We start from the raw sequence: 21,362 nt of genomic DNA, 5'->3' as shown, positions 1-21,362 counted from the left end.
ACGTGAGCAGGGGCTAGGCGAAGCGGATGGCAGGCGGGGCGCGGGTACGGGCGCCGGGGAACACGGCCTGGGCGGCGTGGCCCTGGCGGGTGGGGGCGATGAGGCCGGCCACCGGCAGTGGCTTCGCCAATGGAAGGTAGCCAGGCGCCTGGGGCAGGGCCGGGGTGTGGAAGAACAGGCTGCAATAGCCGCACTTTTCCCAGATGGGGTGCAGCGAGGGGTCGCCATGATGGCCGCCCATGTCCATGCCCGGCATGTCCATGGACATTTCCATGGGCATGGCGCGGTCGTGGTCCATCGGCATCGACTGGGAAACCAGCGGGCCGATGAACATCATCAGCATGGCGAACAGGCTCAGCCAGGTCGCCCGCCGCTTGGACGGGGCATGGGGCCTGTGGTGGTGCGCGCGGCTCATGGCTTAGGGGTTGGCTACCGGAGGCTGCTTCATGACCACTACTTGCACGGTGATATCACCGGCTTGCTTGAAGTGTAGTGTCAGCGGGAAGTGCCCGCCATCCTGCAACTGGCTGCGGTCGCTGAGGTTGAGCAGCATCACGTGGTAGCCCATGGGCTGGAAGGTGGCCTGCTCGCCGGCGCCGATGTTCACGGCTTCCACGGGGGCCATTTTCATCATGCCGTCGCTGTCCATGTGCTGATGGATCTCGGCGCTGCCGGCAATCGGGCTGTCGGCCCCCAGCAGGCGGTCGGCGCTGTTGCCGTCGTTGCGAAGGGTGAAATACGCCGCCACGGTGGGGGCGTTGGGTGGCAGTTCCTGGGACCAGGGTTGCAGCACCTGGATGTCCTTGGCCTGGGCCATGAAGGCGGGCAACAGCAGGGTCAACGCTAACAGCACTTTCTTGAGCATGGTGGCTTTCCATGAGCAGCGTGTGGGATGACGGCAGCGGGGGATTATCCACGATACACCCGTGGCGCGCATCCACTGTAGCCGCTGCCGCCAGGCTGCGCTGGCCGGTGTGAACCCTGGAGATTTCCAGCGAGGTATAGGGCCAGCGCAGCCTTCGGCAGCGGCTACGGGTGGGATGACAGCGCTTCGAGCAATGCGGTGACACAATTGAATTCTCGGTCGGCGGCAGGTAACGGCGGCCGAGCCAGGATCAATACCGGCACACGCAACTCCCTCGCCACCTCAAGCTTCGGCTCGGTGGCACCGCTACCACTGTTTTTGCTGATCAACACATCAATCTGCCGCCGCTCGAACAACGCCCGCTCATCCTCGAGATGGAACGGCCCGCGCGCGCCGATCACTTCGCAGCGTTCGTTGCCGGGGCAGCTTTCTAGCGCGCGCAGGGTCCAGAATTGATGCTCGGGAATCTCGTGCAAATGCTGCAGCGGTTCGCGGCCCAAGGTGAACAAGGGGCGTTCGAATGGCTTCAACGCCTCGATCAACGCCGGCCAACCGTCGAACTCGCGCCAGTCATCGCCGGCCTGTGCCTGCCAGGCCGGGCGGCGCAAGGCCCAGCAGGGCACCCCGGCAAGCGCCGCGGCCGATACGGCGTTGGTACTGATTTGCGCGGCATAGGGGTGGGTGGCATCGATCAGCAGTTCAATGCCTTCGGCGCGAATGAACGCCGCCAGCCCCTCGGCTCCGCCGTAACCACCCACTCGCACCTGGCAGCGCAGGTCCGTGGGCACGCGGCCCACGCCCGCCAGGCTGTAGATATGTTCAGGCCCCAGCGTGCGGGCAATCGCCAGCGCCTCGGTGACGCCGCCCAGCAGCAAAATTCGTTTCAACGCGCTTCCCCGACGATGCCACCGACTCGGTCGATGGCGAAGACTTCGACCTGCACCTGCGCCGGCACCACGCTGCGGGCGAAGGCCAGGGCATGGCGGCACACTTCATCACCCAGCTTGACCCCGACCGCGCTGGCCATGGCCAAGGCTTGCTGGCTGGTGTTGGCGGCGCGGATGGCGGCCTGCAGGTCGGCATCGGCGCCGATATCGGCCGCCCACTGTGCCAACTGCTCCAAGTTGATGCTCGAATGGCGGCTGTGCAGGTCCATGTGCCCGGCCGCCAGCTTGCTGATCTTGCCGAAGCCGCCGCACAGGCTGAGCTTATCCACAGGCACCTTGCGCAGGTGCTTGAGCACCGCGCCGACGAAGTCGCCCATCTCGATCAGGGCTATTTCCGGCAGGTTGTACACCCGGCGCATGGTGTCTTCGCTGGCGTTGCCGGTGCAGGCGGCGATGTGCATGTAGCCATTGGTGGTGGCGACGTCGATGCCCTGGTGGATCGAGGCGATGTAGGCCGCGCAGGAGAACGGCCGGACGATGCCGCTGGTGCCCAGGATGGACAGACCGCCGAGGATGCCCAGGCGCGGGTTCATGGTCTTCAGCGCCAGGGCGGCGCCGTCCTGCACGTTGACCGTCACTTCGAAGCCGCCGGTGTAGCCGCATTCCGTCGCGAGGGCGGTCAGATGCTCGGTGATCATGCGCCGTGGCACCGGGTTGATCGCCGGCTCGCCCACGCCCAGCACCAGGCCGGGGCGGGTGACGGTGCCCACGCCGTCACCGGCGGCGAAGCGGATGCCCGCGTCGATCAGGCGTACCTGTGAGTACAGCAGGGCGCCGTGGGTCACGTCCGGGTCGTCGCCAGCGTCTTTCAAGGTGCCGGCTTCGGCGCCGCCATCCAGCAGCCGGCAGAACTCCAGGCGCATTTCCACCTGCTTGCCCTTGGGCAAGGTGATTTGCGCGGCGTCCAGTGCCTGGCCGGTCAACAGCAGCCGCGCGGCGGCAAGGCTGGTGGCGGTGGCGCAGCTGCCGGTGGTCAGGCCGCTGCGCAGGGGCGCGGGTTGTTCGGCGGTTTCGTCACGCATCGAGGGGTTTGACCAGTTCCAGCAGGGTGATGGGCAGCGCTTGGCGCCAGGTGTCGAACGCGCCCAGCGGCTGCGCCTGGGCCACGTGGATGCGGGTGAGGTCGCCGCCGTGCTGCTCGCGCCAGTGGGCCAGGGCCAGCTCGCTTTGCAGGGTGACGGCGTTGGCCACCAGGCGGCCGCCGGGCTTGAGTTGCTGCCAGCAGGCCTCGAACACGCCCTCGCGGGTGACGCCGCCGCCGATGAAGATCGCGTCCGGGCGTTCCAGGCCTTCCAGCGCCTGGGGCGCGCGGCCACGGACCAGTTGCAGGCCGGGCACGCCCAGGGCGTCGCGGTTGTGCTCGATCAACTGCTGGCGGCCGTCGTCGCTCTCGACTGCCAAGGTGCGGCAGCTGGGGTGCGCGCGCATCCACTCGATGCCGATGGAGCCGCTGCCGGCGCCCACGTCCCACAACAGTTCGCCGGGCTGCGGCGCCAGGCGGGCGAGGGTGATGGCGCGCACGTCGCGCTTGGTGAGTTGGCCGTCGTGACGGAAGGCGCTGTCGGGCAGGCCAGCCAGGCGCGACAGGCGCGGGGCGTCGAGGGCGGCGCGGCAGTCGATGGCCACCACGTTGAGGTCGGCCACGGGCGCCTCGGGGCAGTCGTTGGCGGCAAAGGCCACGCGGCGTTCAGCCGGGCCGCCCAGGTGTTCCAGCACGGTCATCAGGCTGGCGCCGTAGCCGCGCTCGCGCAGCAGGCTGGCGATGGCGGCAGGGCTGCTGCCGTCGTTGCTCAGCACCAGCAGGCGCACGCCGTTGGCCAGTTGTGCGTTCAGCGCCGCCACCGGGCGCGCGACCACCGACAACGTCACCACGTCCTGCAACGGCCAGCCCAGGCGGGCGGCGGCCAGGGACAGCGACGAGGGCGCCGGGTGAATCAGCAGTTCGTCTTCGGCCACCTGGCGCGCCAGGCTGGCGCCCACGCCGAACAGCATCGGGTCGCCGCTGGCCAGCACGCACACGGGGCTGCCACGCAACGCCAGCACCGGTGCCAGGGAGAATGGGCTAGGCCACTGCTGGCGCTCGGCGCGGATGCAGTGGGGCAGCAATTCGAGCTGGCGCGGGCTGCCGAAAACACGTGTGGCGTTCAACAGGGCGTGGCGCGCGGCCTTGCCGAGGCCGGGGTAACCGTCCTCGCCAATCCCCACGATAGTCAGCCAGGGTGACATGAATCTTCCTCATAACCAGCTAATCCGACCGGCAGGCTTTTCATGCGCTCGGACAAAGCAGGCATAATACCGCGCCTTCTACACTGACAACGCCTTTTCACGATTGCCGGATGCCCCTCTTGAGCCCACCCCAGCCCGCTGCCTCGATCCGCCCCTCGGCCTGCCCGGGGTTGTTGCGCATCGTCCAGGCGCTGGATGGCGGCATCTGCCGCATCAAGCTGGCAGGTGGTGAACTGAGTGCCGCGCAGGCGCGCGCCGTGGCCGATGCCGCCGAGCGCTTCGCCGGCGGCGTGATCGAGGCCACCAACCGCGCCAACCTGCAGATCCGCGGCATTCGCGGCTCACACCCGGCCATGCTCGAAGGCCTGCTGGCCGCAGGGCTAGGGCCACGCAACAGCGGCAGCAGTGGTGGTGACGACGTGCGCAACCTGATGCTCAGCCCCAGCGCCGGCATCGACCCGCAGATGCTGTTCGACACCCGCCCGCTGGCCGCGCAGATCCTCGACAGCCTGCAACAGCGCGAGCGCCTGCATGAGCTGTCGGCCAAGTTCGCCGTGCTGCTGGACGGCGGCGAGGCCCTGGCCATGCACGAGCACGCCCATGACCTGTGGCTGGCGCCGGTGCAGCTGGATGGCGACACCTGGCTCGGCTTCGGCCTGGCGGGTTGCCCAGGCCAGGCGCTGGCGGCGGTGCCGCTGCACCAGGGCCATGACCTGGTGATGGCCGTGCTGGAGCGCTTCCTCGACCTTGCCAGCCCCGAGCAGACGCGCATGCGCCATGTGCTGGAGCACGTCAGCGCCCAGGCGTTCATTGCGCCGCTGGCCGTCACGATGCGCCTGGGGCCGTTCCCGGTGCCCAAGGCCGGCAGCGGCTGCCTGGGCACTTATCCACAGCGCCAGGCGGGCAAGCTGTTCGTCGGCGCTGCGCCAGCCCTGGGCCGCCTTGATCCGCCGATGCTGCGCGGGCTGGCCCGGCTGGCCGAGCAATATGGCGACGGCAGCCTGCGCCTGACGCCCTGGCAAAGCCTGGTCATCCCCAACGTGGAAAACGCCCCGGCGTTGACTGCCGACCTGCGGGCGCTGGGCCTGCTGTGCAGCGCCAGCGAGCCGCTGGCGCAACTGATCGCCTGCACCGGCAGCGACGGCTGCAAGAAGGGCCTGGCCGATACCAAGGCCGACGCTCGCCTGCTGGCCACCCTGCTGCCTGGCCCGCAAGCCGTGCACCTGAGTGGCTGCCCCCGATCCTGCGCCGCCGCCCATGTGGCGCCGGCCACCCTGCTGGCCACCTCGGCCGGCCATTACGACCTGTATCTGCGTGACGCCGGGCAACCGGGCTTCGGTGCCCTGCGCGCGCGCAATCTAGACCTGCACGCCGCCAGCGAACTGCTGGCACGCCTGCCCACGGAGCAACACCATGATTGATTACATCCGCGACGGTCAGGAGATCTATCGCAACTCCTTCGCCATTATTCGCGCGGAGGCGGACCTGAGCGGCATCCCCGCAGACCTGGAGAAGCTCGCCGTGCGGGTCATCCACGCCTGCGGCCTGGTGGACGTGGTGCAGTACCTGCGCTTCTCGCCCGGTGCCGGCAAGGCCGGCCGTGACGCGCTGGCCAAGGGCGCGCCGATCCTCTGCGACGCGCGCATGGTGGCCGAGGGCATTACCCGCGCGCGCCTGCCCGCCAACAACGAGGTGATTTGCACCTTGCGCGACGAAAGCGTGCCGGCCCTGGCCCAGGAACTGGGCAACACCCGCTCGGCGGTGGCCCTGGAGCTGTGGCGCCCGCACCTGGAAGGCGCGGTGGTGGTGATCGGCAACGCGCCGACCGCACTGTTTTACCTGCTGGAAATGATCGACGCCGGTGCGCCGAAGCCAGCGTTGATCCTCGGCTTCCCGGTGGGCTTCGTCGGCGCCGCCGAATCCAAGGCCATGCTCGCCGCTGACAGCCGTGGCATTCCGTTCGTGATCGTCGAAGGCCGCCGCGGCGGCAGCGCCATGGCCTCGGCTGCGGTCAATGCCCTGGCCACGGAGGTTGAATGATGCAGGCTCGCGGACGTTTGCTGGGCCTGGGCGTAGGCCCGGGCGACCCGGAACTGATCACGGTCAAGGCCCTGCGCCTGCTGCGTGAATCGCCGGTGGTGGCCTATTTCGTCGCCAAGGGCAAGAAGGGCAACGCCTTCGGCATCATCGAGGCGCACCTGCAACAGGCGCAGACCCTGCTGCCGCTGGTGTACCCGGTGACCACCGAGGTGCTGCCGGCGCCGCTGTCCTATGAACAGGTGATCAGCGACTTCTACGACACTGCCAGCCTGGACGTGGCCGCGCACCTGGACGCCGGTCGCGACGTGGCGGTGATCTGCGAAGGCGACCCGATGTTCTACGGCTCGTACATGTACCTGCACGACCGCCTGGCCGACCGCTATGAGGCCCAGGTCATTCCTGGCGTGTGCTCCATGCTCGGTGGCGCCTCGGTGCTGGGCGCGCCGCTGGTGTACCGCAACCAGAGCCTGTCGGTGCTGTCCGGGGTGCTGCCGGCCGACGAGCTCAAGCGCCGCCTGGCCGACGCCGACGCCGCGGTAATCATGAAACTGGGGCGCAACTTCCCCAAGGTGCGCGAGGTGCTGGCCGAGCTGGGCCTGGCCGAGCGCGCGCTGTACGTGGAACGCGCGACCATGGCCAACCAGAAGATCGTGCCCATCAGTGAGGTGGACCCGACGTCGTCGCCGTACTTCTCGCTGATCATTGTTCCAGGCGAAAGGTGGCAGGGCTGATGAATTCCAATGCACCGGCCATCGTCATCCTCGGCAATGGCAGCCTGGCCACTGCGCGCCGCATCCAGCAGATCTACCCTGACGCCCTGATCCACGGCCTGGCCGCGCGGGTGGAAGGCGCGGACCGTGACTACCACGACTTTGGCGACACCCTGCGCCAGCTGTACCAGCAGGACACGCCGATCATCGCCCTGTGCGCTGCCGGTATCGTCATTCGCTGCCTGGCCAGCGTGCTGCTCGACAAGGGCGCCGAGCCGCCGGTACTGGCCGTGGCCGAGGACGGCAGCGCCGTGGTGCCGCTGCTCGGCGGCCTGGGCGGCGTCAACGTCATCGCCCGGCAACTGGGTGCCGGGCTCGGGGTGGCTGCGGCCATCACCACCAGCGGCGAGCTGCGTTTCGGCACCTGCCTGCTCAACCCGCCTGCCGGCTACGCCCTGGCGGACCTGGAGCTGGGCAAGCGCTTCGTCAGCGACCTGCTGGCCGGCGAAAGCGTGCGCATCGAAGGCGCCGCGCCGTGGCTGGCCCAGGCCCACCTGCCTGAGGACGCGCACGCGCAGCTGGCCATTCACGTGGGCTGCACCGCCCGTGAGCCGGCGGCCAACGAGCTGCTGATCTACCCGAAAAACGTGCTGGTGGCCGTGGACGCCGAGTTGGCGGACCTAGCCGCCAGCGTGCGCGCCGCGCTGCAGCAGGCACGCATCGCGCTGCCGTCGCTGGCGTGCCTGCTGGCCAGCGATACGCAGATGGCCAGCGCCGCTCTGCGGGACGCTGCCAATGAACTGGGCGTGGCCCTGCGCTTCGCCGTGCCTGCGCCCAGCATCAGCGCCTTGGCCGAACAGGCCGTGCCGCAACTGCTGCCGGCGCTCAGCGTCAACCCGCAGCTGGCCATCGCCGTGGCCAAGCAGCCGCTGGACGTGGCCAGCATTGGCCGCGTACGGGGCCGCCTGGCCGTGATCGGCCTGGGCCCCGGCGCTGCCGAGCTGATGGTGCCGGCGGTGAAGGCTGAACTGGCGCGTGCCAACGACATCCTCGGCTACGAGACCTACGTGCGCATGGCCGGCCCGTTCCGCCCCGACCAAGTGATGCACTGCACCGACAACCGCGAGGAAATGCAGCGCGCCCGGCATGCCTTCGAACTGGCGGCCCAGGGCCGCTCGGTGGTGGTGGTGTCGTCCGGTGACCCGGGCGTGTTCGCCATGGCGGCAGCGGTGCTGGAAGCGCTGCACGAGTCCAGCGACAGCGCCTGGCACAACGTCGAGCTGGAGATCCTGCCGGGCGTCTCGGCCAGCCTGGCCACCGCCGCCCAGGCCGGCGCGCCGCTGGGGCATGACTTCTGCGTGATGTCGCTGTCGGACAACCTCAAACCGTGGGACATCATCGAGAAGCGCCTGGACCTGGCCTGCCAGGCCGACCTGGCGCTGGCGTTCTACAACCCCATCTCGCGCTCGCGCCCCTGGCAGCTGGGCCGCGCCCTGGAAATCGTGCGCCTGCACCGCACCCCGGCCACCCCGGTGGTGCTGGGCCGCGACATCGGCCGCCCAGGGCAGACCCTGCGCAACATCACCCTGGGTGAGCTGACACCTGAGCAGGTGGACATGCGCACCATGGTGCTGGTGGGCTCGTCGACCACCTGTGCCTTCCCCCGTGCGGAAGGCGGAAGTTGGGTGTACACCCCGCGCTGGTATGGCAACAAGCCCTGAAGCCTGCCCCGGCGACCTGTGCGTGCAGGTCGCCGGCGCCCCCTGCGCGGCCTTTCCCCATTCCTTGCCGTCCACTCCCTGACTAATGTGCCGTGCAACAGGTTCATGTCGAACTTGCTTCATGAAAAGGGAATTGTCATGGATAACATCACCACGCTGTCCAAATCCGAACGCCTCGAGAAGCTGCAGGCTTTTCACCACCAGAATGTTGTCGGGCCACGGATCCTGGGGAACGAGGAGGCGACCGCAACGGTTGTTGCCAATGGGCTGTTGACGTTCACCAAGGGCGTCAGCCGCGCTTTTCGGCAGGACGTCAAGAATGCCTACCTGTACGCCACTATGGCGGCCGACAAGAAGCATGGCTCCTACGCTGCCGGCGAAGACTGGTACAAGACATTTTGCCAAGTGATGGCCCTGGCGGGCTGGGTCGCCAAGGAGACCTCTTATCGCGCCCACACCACCCAGGAAAAACACCTGAGCATGGAAAAGGTCGCCATTGAGATTCTCAGGGGCGCAATCATCAGTGCTGCGATGGGGCCGGCAGGTACCCTGGAAGCACTGGATGCCGCGTACAAGGCCGTTGCCGTGGTTGCCAAGGACGACGCCGCACTCAAACTCTTCGACCGCAGCGCCAAGACTGATAGCGGCGCGAACTTTGGCATCGGCAGCGTCGTGGAAGAAGACGGCGACGTCTGCGTGGCCCTGGGCATGGTCCAGTACACCGGCCATGAGACCAAAACCAGTGTGTTGTTCACCAACTGGGACAGTTCCAGCCTGAACATCTACCAGGCCAAGACCGTGTTCTGGATGGATGAGAACGGTGTGGAAGATGCCCGCGACCTGATCAGGGCGAGCATTGCCGAGGCCCGCCAACGCAAAATGGCTGAACTCTCCATTTGATGAGACGTGCGCAGGCGCCCGGGCGGGCGCTTGCGCAGGTTGTCTGTTGGCTTGTACAAGGAGTACGACATGTCACCTGGTAATTATGAAACCTGGCTTGATGATGGGCAATTGGTGTGTCTGGATTCAACACTTCCTGCTACGGACAAGCAGGACATCCTGCAATCCACGCTTTACTTCCAGCTCGCAGCGTCGAAAAAAGTAAACAAGCTCCAGCACGTCGAACGCTGGTTTGATGCTTATCAGAATTGCTTGCGCGGGCTGGGCTGGAAAGTGCTCCGGGAGGGGCAGGTGCAGGAACGTTATCCGCACCTGCTGGCCTTCACCTTGAGCGATGTAGTGCAGGCCCTGGTACGCAACGGGCTGCCCATTGAGTTGGGCGACCTTCAGCAGGTGCTTCCTGCTGGCGGCTCGGCCCTGACCAGCCAGGGCCTTGAGCATTTTTTCCAGCACTCGTTCGGGGTGTTGAACAATAGCGATGGCCCGTTGCATCAGGTTGCCATCTTCCTGAGCGTGGCTCGTGCGGATGCGTGCATGCATGGACTGCTGATTCATTTCAAGACCCGCCAGGTGGTGAGCGGTGACATCACCCGGGCCATCTTCAAATGTTCGAGCCTGCAGGGTGAGGTGGCAGCCGTGTGGTTGAGCGCTCGTCCAGATCCCTGGCAGTTTCCGGATTACCAGGAGGTCATGACTGCACGCCTGCAGGCACGCACCACAGGAGAGCTGGTGCGTATCGACAGGCCGGAACTGCGTGTGGGCAAAGGGGGGGAGTGACATGGATAACGCCGACCATGTCGTTGCCTTTGATCAGAGAATCGGCCCAACGGAGCGCTCGGATATCCGGGCGTTGCTGCAGGACAGCGATCGCGCTGCCAGTAGCATTCATGATCGGGAAACCTTCTGGGATGCCTGGCGGCTGTACTACAACAACTGCCTGGAGCGGCATGGGTGCAGTTGGCTGGCTTCGGTCACGACGCAGCCGTTGTTCATTTCCAAGGAGCGGGATCTTGATTCGCTGGAGCTCAACATCAAGGGCTACAGTGAACCCAAGGCGCTTTTCGACCTGGCCCAGCGGGTGATGGGGGGCATGGGGATTCGGGAGTTCGTTGCCAGCTGGCTGGCGGGTGACGGCACGGGTGATGCGCGCCTCCTGTCATGGGTGATCGTGCCTTGCCAGATCAATGACCAGGGGGGAATAAACATCACGACCTTCGGTATCCAGGTCAAGGGACTGCCGCTCACCACCCAGCAAAAGCCGGAACTGGTGATGCGCTTCAGTGGGGGCATCTACGGGTTTGATCCGGTAGCTTACGCCCCGTACAGGGAGGCTATGCGCGCCAGGCTCCAAGGCATTGCCTTGCGCAAGCTGGGGTGCGTCGAGCTTTAGTGCCCGTTCACGACACCAGGTAGCCCTTGATCCCGGTAAAAATGATCTGCGCCGCCAGGGCGCAGACGAACAGCCCCATCAACCGGCTGACGATCTGCAGGCCCTGTTCACCCAGCAGCCGTTCGATGCGGTTGGACAGGTACAGCACCAGGCCCACGGTGGCGCTGGCCAGGGCGATGCTGAGGATGGCCATCAGCTTGTCGTCCCAGTGCGGCTGGCTGACGCCCATCACCAGCAGGGCGCCGATGGTGCCGGGGCCGACGGTGATGGGGATGGTCAGTGGCACGATGGTCACGTCCTGCTGCACGTTGTCGGTCTGCACCCCCGACTTGCCCTGGGCCATGCCCAGCGCCGAGATGAACAGCACGCTGCCGGCGCCGATGCGGAAGGCGTCGGCGGTGATGCCGAACACGCTGAAGATCACCCGGCCGAACAGGTACAGCAGCACGCTGGACACCAGCACCCCCAACGCCACCTTCCACGCCAGGCGCTTGCGCTCCTTGAGCGAATAACCGCGTGACAGGCCGATGAAGCACGAGAGCACGAAGAACGGGCTGTAGAGCACCAGCATCTTGAGGTAAACGCTGAACAACGTCTGAAGCATGGGTTGGGCTCGTGCAGGGGTGGGCGATGGCAAAGTCTATAGCGCGCGCCGCCCAGCCACCACCCTCGCGTATTTCCCGTAGCAGCTGCCGAAGGCTGCGTCCCCGGGTTCAGCTCGGTTCCTGGGACGCGGTCTGGCGGCCGCTGCTACGGGGGGAATGTTTCAGGAATTGCTGGCCTGGTCCTGGCCCATTTCGCGCTGGGCTACCCAGTGCTCGATCAGCTCGCGTAACTGCGACAGTTCGATGGGCTTGGCCATGTGGCCGTCCATGCCGGCCTGGCGCGCGCGTTCCTTGTGTTCGGTGAGGATGTGCGCAGTCAGCGCTACCACCGGCGTGCGCTCGCGCTGGGTGCCCAGCTCCCAGTCGCGTAGCTGCTGGGTGGCGGAGAAGCCGTCGAGGATCGGCATTTCGCAGTCCATCAGCACCAGGTCGTAGCGCTGGGCCTTCATGGCACGCAGCGCCTCCTCGCCGTTGCTGGCGGTATCGGGCGACAGGTTGAGCTTGCCCAGCATGCCGCGGATCACCTTGGTGGAAATGCTGTTGTCTTCGGCCACCAGGATGCGGAAGTCCGCCGGCACCGAAATCGCCGTCGCCGCTACCGACGGTAGCGGCGCTGGCTGGGCCGGGTGCTGGCCGCGCTGGGCCAGTTCGTCGGCCAGGGTAGTCTTGAGCGTGTAGCCGGCTACCGGCTTGGCCAGGATGCGCTTGACCCCGGCGTTGCGGGCGATGATCTTGCTCGGCGCGTTGCTGATGCCGGTGAGCATGATGATCAGGATGTCGTGGTTCAGGCTGGGGTCTTCCTTGATCTTCGCCGCCAACTGCATGCCGGTCATGCCGGGCATGTTCTGGTCGAGCAGCACCACGTCGAAGTAGTCGCGCAGGTGGGCCTTGGTGCGCAGCAGGGCCAGGGCTTCCTTGCCCGACGGCACCGAGCTTACGTTCAGGCCCCAGGCGCCGCACTGCTGCACCAGCACCTTGCGGCAGGTGTCGTTGTCGTCCACCACCAGCACGCGGGCGCCGCGCAGCGGGCTGTCCAGGTCCAGGGTCGGGTGCTCCAGGCGCTCGGGGTCCAGCGGCAGGGTCAGCCACAGGGTGCTGCCCTGCTGGCTGCCGCTCTTGATGCCGAACTCGCCCTTCATCAGCAGGATCAGCTGGCGGGCGATGACCAGGCCCAGGTGGCCGCCCACCTCGTTGCCCGACAGCAAGTTCTTGCTGTGCAGCTCGCTGTGCAGCAACGCCTCGCGCTCGTCACGCGGGATAGGCACGCCGCTGTCCTGCACGGCGATGCGCAGGCGTGGTTCGCCGCTGCGCTGGTCCAGAGCCACCACCAGCAGGATCTCGCCCTCGTCGGTCTTCTTCAGGGCGTGATCGAGCAGGGCCAGGAGGGTCTGGCGCAGGCGCGTGGGGTCGCCGCTGATGACCTGCGGCACCTGGGGCTGGGTGAAGCTGATCAGCTCGACGTTCTGCTGCTCGGCCTTGGCACGGAAGATGTTCAGGCAGTCCTCGATCAGCGCGCTGAGGTCGAACTGCACGTCGTCCAGCTCGATCTGCCCGGACTCGATCTTGGAGATGTCGAGGATCTCGTTGATCAGCGTCAGCAGCTCGTTGCCGGCGCTGTGAATCGTTTGCACATAGTCGCGCTGCTTGACCGACAAGGGCGTGCCCAGCAGCAGCTCGGTCATGCCCAGCACGCCGTTCATGGGCGTGCGGATCTCGTGGCTGATGCGTGCCAGGAACTCGGCCTTGGCGTTGACCTCGGCGTTGCTGGCCGCCAGCTCGCGGCTGGCGCTGAAGCGGTCCTCGCTGATGAAGCGCAGGCGCTCGCTGAGGGCGGTGTTGAGCATCAGCCCGGTCAGCGCGCCCACCGCCATCAGCCCCAGCACCAGCCACTGCGGCGGGGTGCGCGTGAGCACCAGCAGGGCCGGCAGCACGATCAGCACGCCCAGGTTGAGCAACAGCATGGCGCAGGTGAACAGCCGTGCCGGGCGGTAGCCTTGCTGCCAGTGGTAGCCGGAGGTAAGCAACATGCCCAGGCCGCCGACCACCATCATGGCGTAGGTGATGGAGTTGATCGGCAGGCCGTCCATCAGCAGCACCATCAGCCCGCTCAGGCCGATCAGCAGCTTGGCGGCGGTCAGCAGGCGGTCGATCAGCGGCGTGGAGCGCGGGGCGAAGAAACGCTGGGTGAACATCAGGCAGCAGATGGCCGCCAGCATCAGGGTGACGAAGCTGCCGGTGGTGCGCAGCGAATGCCAGGTGTCGAACCAGGGGCCGCTGAGGTTGAGCAGGATGGCCGCGCTCAGGGTCAGCAGGGTCTCGGCGCCGGCCAGCCACAGGCTGCTGCTGGAGCGGCTGTAGGTGTAGCGGGCGAGGTTGTGGATGACCAGCATGCCCAGGCAGCCGAACAGCAGGCCCATGATCAGGGTCTGGCGCTGGTCGGCGGCGGCGCTGACGGCGGGCATCATGCTGACGCTGGGGCGCAGCTGGTGCTCGGAGGCCAGGCGCAGGTACAGGTCCAGCGGTTTCTGGCTGACCGGCACGGGCAGCAGGATGTCGGTGTTGGCGAACGACGGCTCGCCTCCGGGCCGCCCGGCGTCGTTGCGTTGCTGGCGGATGACGGTGTCGCCGTCCAGCACGTAGAAGTCCAGGTCGGCAAGGTCGGGGGCGTAGATGCGCAGCACCTGTTCATGGGCTGCAGGGGGCAAATGGTAGTGCAGCCACTGGGCGGCATTGGGGCCGCTGGGCACCAGCTGGCTGAGCTCGAGGGGGCTGAACTGGTTCTGGTAGCGGTCCGAGCGCACGTCGCTCAGTTGCAGGCGCGCGTGTTCATCGAGCAATACCGACCAGCCACTGCTGGACTCGGCAAAAGCCGGGTGCGCGCAGAGCAGTGTCAGCACACTGACTATCGATGAAATGGCGATCCTGAGCCAGCGCACAGCGAAATCCCTTCGAAGGTTAATGACTGAGTATAACTATGCGCGGCGGAGAAAGCGTAGGGCTAGTGGTCGAACGGCCTGAAGTACCGGGGAAAACCCGGTACTTCAGGGGGAGGGCAGGGGTTTTTACTCGCCTTTTTCGCGGGCAATGGCGCGGTAGCCAATGTCGGTGCGGTAGAAGCAGCCGTCCCAGTCGATCTTGCCGGCCAGGGCGTAGGCCTGCTGCTGGGCTTCACCCACGGTGTTGCCCAGGGCGGTGGCGCACAGCACGCGGCCGCCAGCGGTCACTACCTGGCCGTCCTTCAGCGCGGTACCGGCGTGGAACACCTTGCCAGGCAGCTGGGCAGCGGCGTCCAGGCCACCGATGACGGCGCCCTTGGCGTAGTCGCCCGGGTAGCCGCCAGCGGCCAGCACCACGCCCATGCTTGGGCGCGAGTCCCACTGGGCCTCGACCTTGTCCAGGGCCTGGGCCATGGCGGCTTCCACCAGCAGCACCAGGCTCGATTGCAGGCGCAGCATTACCGGTTGGGTTTCCGGGTCGCCGAAGCGGCAGTTGAACTCGATGACTTTCGGGTTGCCGGCCTTGTCGATCATCAGGCCTGCGTACAGGAAGCCGGTGTAGACGTTGCCTTCGGCCGCCATGCCGTTGACGGTCGGCCAGATGACCTGGTCCATGACCTTCTGGTGCACGTCGGCAGTCACCACGGGGGCCGGGGAGTAGGCACCCATGCCGCCGGTGTTCGGGCCGCTGTCGCCGTTGCCGACGCGCTTGTGGTCCTGGCTGGTGGCCATTGGCAGGACGTTCTTGCCGTCCACCATGACGATGAAGCTGGCTTCCTCGCCGTCCAGGAACTCTTCGATGACCACGCGCGAACCGGCGTCGCCGAAGGCGTTGCCTGCCAGCATGTCACGCACCGCGTCCTCGGCTTCGGCCAGGGTCATGGCGACGATCACGCCCTTGCCGGCGGCCAGGCCATCGGCCTTGATCACGATCGGCGCGCCTTTCTCGCGCAGGTAGGCCAGCGCTGGCTCGATCTCGGTGAAGTTCTGGTATTCGGCGGTCGGGATCTTGTGGCGCGCCAGGAAGTCCTTGGCGAACGCCTTGGAGCCTTCCAGCTGGGCCGCGCCCTTGGTCGGGCCGAAGCAGTCCAGGCCGCGCGAGCGGAACAGGTCGACGACGCCAGCCACCAGCGGCACTTCCGGGCCGACGATGGTCAGGGCGACGTTCTTCTCGGCGAAGTCGGCCAGTTGCTCGATGGCCTGCACGTCGATGGCGACGTTTTCGCACTTGGCTTCAATGGCAGTGCCGGCGTTGCCGGGGGCCACGAAGACTTTCTCGACGCGTGGGTCCTGGGCAACTTTCCAGGCCAGGGCGTGTTCACGGCCGCCGCTGCCGATGATCAATACGTTCATAGCTAAACCTCGAATTCTGTGTGGGGCGGTTCCACTTGTACTGTGGGAGCTGGCTTGCCAGCGAGCTTTTCAGGGCCTCAAAAGCTCGCTGGCAAGCCAGCTCCCACATTCAGTGCAGCGTCAACCGCCTGCTTTCGATCAGTGGCGGAAGTGGCGCATGCCGGTGAACACCATCGCGATGCCGGCTTCGTCGGCAGCCGCAATGACTTCAGCGTCGCGCATCGAGCCGCCTGGCTGGATAACGGCAGTGATACCCACTTTGGCGGCGTTGTCGATGCCGTCACGGAACGGGAAGAACGCGTCCGAGGCCATGACCGAACCCTGCACCTGCAGGCCAGCGTGCTCGGCCTTGATGGCGGCGATGCGCGCGGAGTTGACGCGGCTCATCTGGCCGGCGCCGACGCCGATGGTCTGACGGTTCTTGGCGTAGACGATGGCGTTGGACTTCACGTACTTGGCCACTTTCCAGGCGAAGATCAGGTCGTGGATCTCTTGCTCGCTAGGCGCGCGCTTGGTCACGACCTTCAGGTCGTCGGCGCTGATCATGCCGATGTCACGGCTCTGCACCAGCAGGCCGCCGTTGACGCGCTTGTAGTCCCAGGCAGCGGCGCGGTCAGCCGACCACTCGCCGCAGGCCAGCAGGCGCACGTTGGCCTTGGCGGCAACGATGGCGCGGGCTTCGTCGCTGACCGACGGGGCGATGATCACTTCCACGAACTGACGGTCGACGATGGCCTTGGCGGTCTCGGCGTCCAGCTCGCGGTTGAAGGCGATGATGCCGCCGAACGCGGATTCGGTGTCGGTGGCGTAGGCCAGCTCGTAGGCCTGGCGGATGCCGCCTTCGGCGTCAGGGCTGACGGCCACGCCGCACGGGTTGGCGTGCTTGACGATGACGCAGGCAGGCTTGACGAAGCTCTTCACGCATTCCAGCGCAGCGTCGGTATCGGCGACGTTGTTGTAGGACAGTTCCTTGCCCTGCAGCTGGGTGGCGGTGGCGATGCCCACTTCGGCCGGCTTGGCTTCCTTGTAGAACGCCGCGCTCTGGTGCGGGTTCTCGCCGTAGCGCATTTCCTGGGCCTTGATGAACTGGCTGTTGAAGGTGCGCGGGAATTCGCTGCGGCCTTCGGTGCTCAGGGTTTCGGCGGCCTGGTCAACAGTGCCCATGTAGTTGGCGATCATGCCGTCGTAGGCAGCGGTGTGCTCGAAGGCTTTCAACATCAGGTCAAAGCGCTGGGCGTAGGTCAGGCCGCCGGCTTTCAGGCCTTCCAGCACCTGGCCGTAGTCGCTGGCGTTGACCACGATGGCCACGTCTTTGTGGTTCTTGGCAGCGGAGCGGACCATGGTCGGGCCGCCGATGTCGATGTTCTCGATGGCGGTCGGCAGGTCGCAGCCTGGCTTGCTGATGGTGGCTTCAAACGGGTAGAGGTTGACCGCGACCAGGTCGATCGGCTTGATGCCGTGCTCGCTCATGATGGCGTCGTCGATGCCGCGACGGCCCAGGATGCCGCCGTGGATTTTCGGGTGCAGGGTTTTCACCCGGCCGTCCATCATTTCGGCAAAACCTGTGTAATCCGCCACTTCCACTGCGGCAACGCCGTTGTCCGCAAGCAGCTTGAAGGTACCGCCGGTGGACAGGATCTCGACGCCCAGGGCTTCGAGTTCACGGGCGAATTCAAGGATACCGGTCTTGTCGGAGACGCTGATCAAAGCGCGGCGGACGGGCAGGCGGGTAGTCTGGTCGGTCATTTCAATTTCCGTCTAAAGCAGAGGAGTCAGCAAAAAAGGCGACCCTGGACAGGTCGCCTTTTCTGGTTTGAATGCATGCTTACAGCAGATCGTATTGCTTGAGCTTCTTGCGCAAGGTACCGCGATTCAGGCCCAGCATCTCACTGGCCTTGGTCTGGTTGCCCTTGACGTAATTCATCACGCTTTCGAGCAAGGGGGCCTCGACTTCGGAAAGCACCAGGTTGTACACGTCAGTGACGGCAGCGCCCTCAAGATGGGCGAAATAATTGTGCAGCGCCTTCTCGACGCTGCCACGAAGGGTCTGACCCTCTTCGCTGGGCGTGTTGAGGTGCTGTTTCAAGTTGACGTTGTCGCTCACGGGCGTTGTTCCACTCACTAAAGTCTCGGTCATCATCGTCATGCGGCCACCCCCTGTCCGTCCCCTTTCACAGGGCTCTCGTTACATTCGCTGAGGAACCGGCGAACGTTGGCGCACTGCGCTTCCGTATCTTCCAAACGATTGAACTGGGCGCGAAATTCCTTGGCGCCCGGCAAGGTTGCCAGGTACCACCCGACGTGCTTGCGGGCGATTCGAACGCCCATCACATCGCCATAGAAGGCGTGCAGCGCAGCCAGGTGCTCCAGCAGAATCTGTTCCACTTCACTCAATTGCGGCGCCGGCAGCAATTCGCCGGTACGCAGGTAATGCTCGGTCTCGCGAAAGATCCACGGCCGCCCCTGGGCAGCCCGGCCAATCAGCAGGCCGTCGGCGCCGGTGGCGTCGAGGACCTGCCGGGCCTTTTGCGGCGAGGTGATGTCGCCATTGGCAAAGACCGGGATCGACACCGCCTGCTTGATGGCAGCGATGGTGTCGTACTCGGCTTCACCGGTATACAGGTCGGCGCGTGTGCGCCCGTGCACCGACAGGGCGCTGATGCCTGCCTGTTCGGCAATGCGTGCAACCGTGATGCCATTCTTGTTCGCCCGGTCCCAGCCGGTGCGAATCTTCAAGGTGACCGGCACCTCGACGGCGGCTACCACGGCGTGCAGGATTTCCTGCACCAGTGCCTCGTCTTTCAGTAAAGCGGAACCTGCCGCCTTGTTGCAGACTTTCTTCGCCGGGCAGCCCATGTTGATGTCGATGATCTGGGCGCCCATCTCGACGTTGGCCCGTGCTGCCGCTGCCAGCATCTGCGCGTCACCGCCGGCGATCTGTACCGAGCGGGGCTCGGGATCACCTTCGTGAATCATGCGCAGGCGCGACTTGCGGCTGTTCCACAGGCTCATGTCGCTGGTGACCATTTCCGAGACCACCAGGCCTGCCCCCATCCGTCGGCAAAGTTGACGGAAGGGTTGGTCCGTGACCCCTGCCATCGGGGCAAGGATCAGGGCGTTGTTCAATGTATATGGGCCGATGCGTACCGCCGACATAGGTGTTCCCTGTTGTGGGGCCGGATCATTAGAGTTCGAAAAAGGGTGGGCATAATACCCGCTCTCGGTGACCGGATAAAGATCGTTTTGGATAAAATCTGAACAACTATTGGCTTATGCCCAAGCGTTCGGTTGCCCTGAAGCGTCTAAATTGTGGGAGCTGGCTTGCCAGCGAGCTTTTGGGGCTGATGAAAAGCTCGCTGGCAAGCCAGCTCCCACAAGGCCTGGAAACGGCGGGGTGCCGGCTACTCGGGGGAGCGGAAGCTGAGGCTATAGTTCACGGCTTTCGGGCCCGGATCGAGGATATCGAGGGAGATATGGATCGGCGTCTGCGGCGGCATCTCGTCCTGCCCGGCCAGCTCGCCGGACAGGTACTCGCCGGGCTTGAACCGACGACTGGCGATCAGGTGGCCGTTGAGGTCGGCGAAGCGCAGCTCCAGCAGCGGGAACGGCTGGGAGAACGCCGCACGGTTGTAGATGATTGCATCCACCACCAGCGCGCCATTGAAGTCCGGGTGGCTGCGCACCACCAGGTTGCTGCTCTTGATCTTGTCGATGTCGACCTTGGACGGCACCGTGCAGCCGACGCTCGGGCACAGCTGCTGGAACCACGGGCGGTACTGGTCCTGGCGGGCCAGCTCGTCGAAGTGGTACCACACGTACTGCCCGGCCAGCGCCGCGGCGGCGGCCAGGGTCAGGGCCAGCCACAGCAGGCGCTTGCCCCAGGGCGTGCGGCGCTTCTGCCAGTCCAGCTGCAGCGGGTCGTCCACCAGGTCCAGCAGCGGCGCGTCGCGCAGGTTCGGCTCGCTGCGCTCGTGCTTCTGCTTGCCCTGGCGCACCGGGGCTTCGCGAGGCTCGTCGTCCTCGTCGTCGGCATCCAGTGCGGACAGGCGCTGGCTGGCCGGCACGTCATCGTCGGCATGCAGGGCGCCAATGCCCGGCTCGCTGGCCTCGATGGGCGCCAGGGTCAACGAAGGCTCGGTACGCGCCTCAGGGGCAGCAGGGGCTTCGTCCAGCGGCGGGTCGCGCTCGATGATCGGCGGTGCCGGGTCGTCCTCGTGCAGCTCTTCCTCGTCGGCATGGGTGCCGAACGGCTGGTCGTGCCACTCGTCCAGCGCTTCGTCGCGGCTGGCGCTGAAGGACTCTTCCCGGCCCGGCTGGTCGCGGAAGGCCTTGGCCGGCTGGATTTCGCGCTGTTCCAGGCGTGCCAGTTCGCCGTCCAGGTCCAGTTTGTCCAGGTCCAGTTCGTTGGCTGACCACTCGCGCAGGCTGATAGGCGTGGCGCGCCGGTCCGGGGCCGCAGGGGCCGGTTCGGGGGCGGCGGGCTGCTGCTGGCCGGTGCTTTGCTCCAGCAGCTGGCGGGCAGCGTTGAACACCTGCAGGCAGGCGCCGCAACGCACAACCCCGCGGGCCACACTCAACTGATTGTGGCTGACGCGGAAGCTGGTCTGGCAATGGGGGCACTGGGTGACGAAACTGTCGGTCATGCGCGGATCCGGTTTATGCAGACAGGCATTCTAGGCCGTCTCAGCGGCGGCGACCACTGATGCGTACCCAGCCATCGCGGTTGGCGATAGGGTCCAGGTCGAAGTCGGCGGCGTAGGCGGCAGCCACTTCCTCGCCCTGTTCGGCGAGGATGCCCGACAGCGCCAGGCGGCCACCGCTCTTCACCAGGGTGCTCAGTTGCGGCGCCAGCGACACCAGTGGGCCGGCGAGGATATTCGCCACCAGCACGTCGGCCTGCACTTGCGGCAGGTCTTCAGGCAGGTACAGCGGGAATTTGTCTTCGGCCACGCCGTTGCGCCCGGCGTTTTCACGCGAGGCTTCGAGCGCCTGCACGTCGATGTCGGTACCCACGGCGTGCTCGGCGCCCAGCAGCAGCGCGGCGATGGCCAGGATGCCCGAGCCGCAGCCGAAGTCCAGCACGTTGCAGCCGGCCAGGTCCTGGCCGTCCAGCCATTCCAGGCACAGCGCGGTGGTGGGGTGGGTGCCGGTGCCGAAGGCCAGGCCCGGGTCCAGCAGCAGGTTCACCGCGCCAGGCTCGGGGGCCGCATGCCAGCTTGGCACGATCCACAGGCGCTGGCCGAAGCGCATGGGGTGGAAGTTGTCCATCCAGCTGCGTTCCCAGTCCTGGTCCTCGATGACTTCGGCGTGGTGCTCGGGCAGCGGCGCGTCGGTCAGCAGTTGCAGGTGGGCGAACACGCTGGCCGGCTCCGCGTCGGCTTCGAACAGCGCCAGCAGGTGGGTGTGGGTCCACAGCGGCGTGGTGTTCAGCTCTGGCTCGAAGATAGGCTGGTCTTCGGCGTCCATGAAGGTGACCGAAACGGCGCCGACTTCCAGCAGGGCGTCTTCGTAGGTTTCGGCTTGTTCTGGGCTGATGGCCAGACGGACTTGTAGCCAGGGCATGGCGGGTACCTTTGGAATCGGGAACTAAAGCGGGGCAGTTTACTAGA

20 protein-coding genes are annotated in these 21,362 nt (G+C 66.1%); 7 read left to right on the top strand and 13 right to left on the bottom strand.

Annotated elements, in window-relative coordinates; all coding sequences use genetic code 11:
* Nucleotides 1-13 precede the first annotated feature (13 nt).
* The 5 genes from ACWKWX_RS04940 to cbiE all read right to left on the bottom strand — a co-directional run bounded on the left by ACWKWX_RS04940 (nucleotide 14) and on the right by cbiE (nucleotide 4,038).
* On the bottom strand, nucleotides 14-415 hold the full coding sequence (locus tag ACWKWX_RS04940) for a DUF2946 domain-containing protein (protein ID WP_416422210.1): 402 nt from the start codon (nucleotides 413-415) through the stop codon (nucleotides 14-16).
* A 3-nt stretch (nucleotides 416-418) separates the two neighbouring features.
* A complete protein-coding gene (locus tag ACWKWX_RS04935; protein ID WP_416422211.1) occupies nucleotides 419-865 on the bottom strand; it encodes a copper chaperone PCu(A)C in 447 nt (148 codons plus the stop codon).
* A 164-nt stretch (nucleotides 866-1,029) separates the two neighbouring features.
* A complete protein-coding gene (locus ACWKWX_RS04930) occupies nucleotides 1,030-1,752 on the bottom strand; it encodes a cobalt-precorrin-6A reductase (protein WP_483827144.1) in 723 nt (240 codons plus the stop codon).
* Nucleotides 1,749-2,834, bottom strand: coding sequence for a cobalt-precorrin-5B (C(1))-methyltransferase (locus tag ACWKWX_RS04925; RefSeq protein ID WP_483827143.1), 1,086 nt, complete (start codon nucleotides 2,832-2,834; stop codon nucleotides 1,749-1,751). Before ACWKWX_RS04925 ends, ACWKWX_RS04930 begins: the two co-directional genes overlap by 4 nt.
* Nucleotides 2,827-4,038 carry a precorrin-6y C5,15-methyltransferase (decarboxylating) subunit CbiE gene (gene cbiE, locus ACWKWX_RS04920; RefSeq protein WP_483827142.1) on the bottom strand — a complete coding sequence of 404 codons (1,212 nt, stop codon included), beginning with the start codon at nucleotides 4,036-4,038 and terminating at the stop codon, nucleotides 2,827-2,829. The genes ACWKWX_RS04925 and cbiE overlap by 8 nt, the downstream gene beginning before the upstream one ends.
* A 119-nt stretch (nucleotides 4,039-4,157) precedes the next feature.
* Between cbiE and cobG the strand changes: the two genes are divergently transcribed.
* The 7 genes from cobG (at nucleotide 4,158) to ACWKWX_RS04885 (ending at nucleotide 10,799) form a co-directional block, all read left to right on the top strand.
* A complete protein-coding gene (gene cobG, locus ACWKWX_RS04915) occupies nucleotides 4,158-5,459 on the top strand; it encodes a precorrin-3B synthase (RefSeq protein ID WP_483827141.1) in 1,302 nt (433 codons plus the stop codon).
* Complete coding sequence (locus tag ACWKWX_RS04910) at nucleotides 5,452-6,078, top strand: precorrin-8X methylmutase (RefSeq protein WP_027979650.1); 627 nt, start codon at nucleotides 5,452-5,454, stop codon at nucleotides 6,076-6,078. Before cobG ends, ACWKWX_RS04910 begins: the two co-directional genes overlap by 8 nt.
* Nucleotides 6,075-6,809, top strand: coding sequence for a precorrin-2 C(20)-methyltransferase (locus ACWKWX_RS04905; protein WP_416422216.1), 735 nt, complete (start codon nucleotides 6,075-6,077; stop codon nucleotides 6,807-6,809). Before ACWKWX_RS04910 ends, ACWKWX_RS04905 begins: the two co-directional genes overlap by 4 nt.
* On the top strand, nucleotides 6,809-8,509 hold the full coding sequence (cobJ, locus tag ACWKWX_RS04900; RefSeq protein ID WP_483827140.1) for a precorrin-3B C(17)-methyltransferase: 1,701 nt from the start codon (nucleotides 6,809-6,811) through the stop codon (nucleotides 8,507-8,509). Before ACWKWX_RS04905 ends, cobJ begins: the two co-directional genes overlap by 1 nt.
* A gap of 138 nt (nucleotides 8,510-8,647) precedes the next feature.
* Nucleotides 8,648-9,409, top strand: a complete 762-nt coding sequence (locus ACWKWX_RS04895) for a hypothetical protein (protein WP_416422218.1) — start codon at nucleotides 8,648-8,650, stop codon at nucleotides 9,407-9,409.
* A 69-nt stretch (nucleotides 9,410-9,478) separates the two neighbouring features.
* Nucleotides 9,479-10,186: a hypothetical protein gene (locus tag ACWKWX_RS04890; protein ID WP_483827139.1), complete on the top strand. Its 708-nt coding sequence runs from the start codon at nucleotides 9,479-9,481 to the stop codon at nucleotides 10,184-10,186.
* Between the two features lies 1 nt (nucleotide 10,187).
* Complete coding sequence (locus tag ACWKWX_RS04885) at nucleotides 10,188-10,799, top strand: hypothetical protein (protein WP_483827138.1); 612 nt, start codon at nucleotides 10,188-10,190, stop codon at nucleotides 10,797-10,799.
* A gap of 7 nt (nucleotides 10,800-10,806) precedes the next feature.
* Here the strand turns inward: ACWKWX_RS04885 and ACWKWX_RS04880 are convergent, their stop codons facing one another.
* The 8 genes from ACWKWX_RS04880 to prmA form a co-directional block, all read right to left on the bottom strand.
* Nucleotides 10,807-11,403 (bottom strand): MarC family protein, encoded by a 597-nt coding sequence (locus ACWKWX_RS04880; RefSeq protein ID WP_416422221.1) that lies wholly within the window; start codon nucleotides 11,401-11,403, stop codon nucleotides 10,807-10,809.
* Between the two features lie 162 nt (nucleotides 11,404-11,565).
* The gene (locus ACWKWX_RS04875; RefSeq protein ID WP_483827137.1) at nucleotides 11,566-14,340 is read right to left on the bottom strand and encodes a response regulator; all 2,775 of its coding nucleotides are present in this window, start codon (nucleotides 14,338-14,340) and stop codon (nucleotides 11,566-11,568) included.
* 126 nt (nucleotides 14,341-14,466) lie between these two features.
* Nucleotides 14,467-15,753 (bottom strand): phosphoribosylamine--glycine ligase, encoded by a 1,287-nt coding sequence (gene purD, locus ACWKWX_RS04870; protein ID WP_416422223.1) that lies wholly within the window; start codon nucleotides 15,751-15,753, stop codon nucleotides 14,467-14,469.
* 138 nt (nucleotides 15,754-15,891) lie between these two features.
* Nucleotides 15,892-17,499, bottom strand: coding sequence for a bifunctional phosphoribosylaminoimidazolecarboxamide formyltransferase/IMP cyclohydrolase (purH, locus tag ACWKWX_RS04865; RefSeq protein ID WP_416422224.1), 1,608 nt, complete (start codon nucleotides 17,497-17,499; stop codon nucleotides 15,892-15,894).
* A 79-nt stretch (nucleotides 17,500-17,578) separates the two neighbouring features.
* Nucleotides 17,579-17,899 (bottom strand): DNA-binding transcriptional regulator Fis, encoded by a 321-nt coding sequence (gene fis / locus ACWKWX_RS04860; protein WP_008368706.1) that lies wholly within the window; start codon nucleotides 17,897-17,899, stop codon nucleotides 17,579-17,581.
* Nucleotides 17,896-18,909 (bottom strand): tRNA dihydrouridine synthase DusB, encoded by a 1,014-nt coding sequence (dusB, locus tag ACWKWX_RS04855; protein WP_455924176.1) that lies wholly within the window; start codon nucleotides 18,907-18,909, stop codon nucleotides 17,896-17,898. The genes fis and dusB overlap by 4 nt, the downstream gene beginning before the upstream one ends.
* Before the next feature lie 245 nt (nucleotides 18,910-19,154).
* Nucleotides 19,155-20,396, bottom strand: coding sequence for a DUF3426 domain-containing protein (locus tag ACWKWX_RS04850; RefSeq protein WP_483827136.1), 1,242 nt, complete (start codon nucleotides 20,394-20,396; stop codon nucleotides 19,155-19,157).
* Nucleotides 20,397-20,436: 40 nt separating this feature from the next.
* Nucleotides 20,437-21,315, bottom strand: a complete 879-nt coding sequence (gene prmA, locus ACWKWX_RS04845) for a 50S ribosomal protein L11 methyltransferase (protein WP_473005230.1) — start codon at nucleotides 21,313-21,315, stop codon at nucleotides 20,437-20,439.
* Nucleotides 21,316-21,362 lie beyond the last annotated feature (47 nt).

It is taken from the genome of Pseudomonas imperatae (assembly GCF_057128625.1).
The sequence above is the reverse complement of the archived record's forward strand: the minus strand, read 5'-3'. Positions and strand labels throughout refer to the sequence as shown.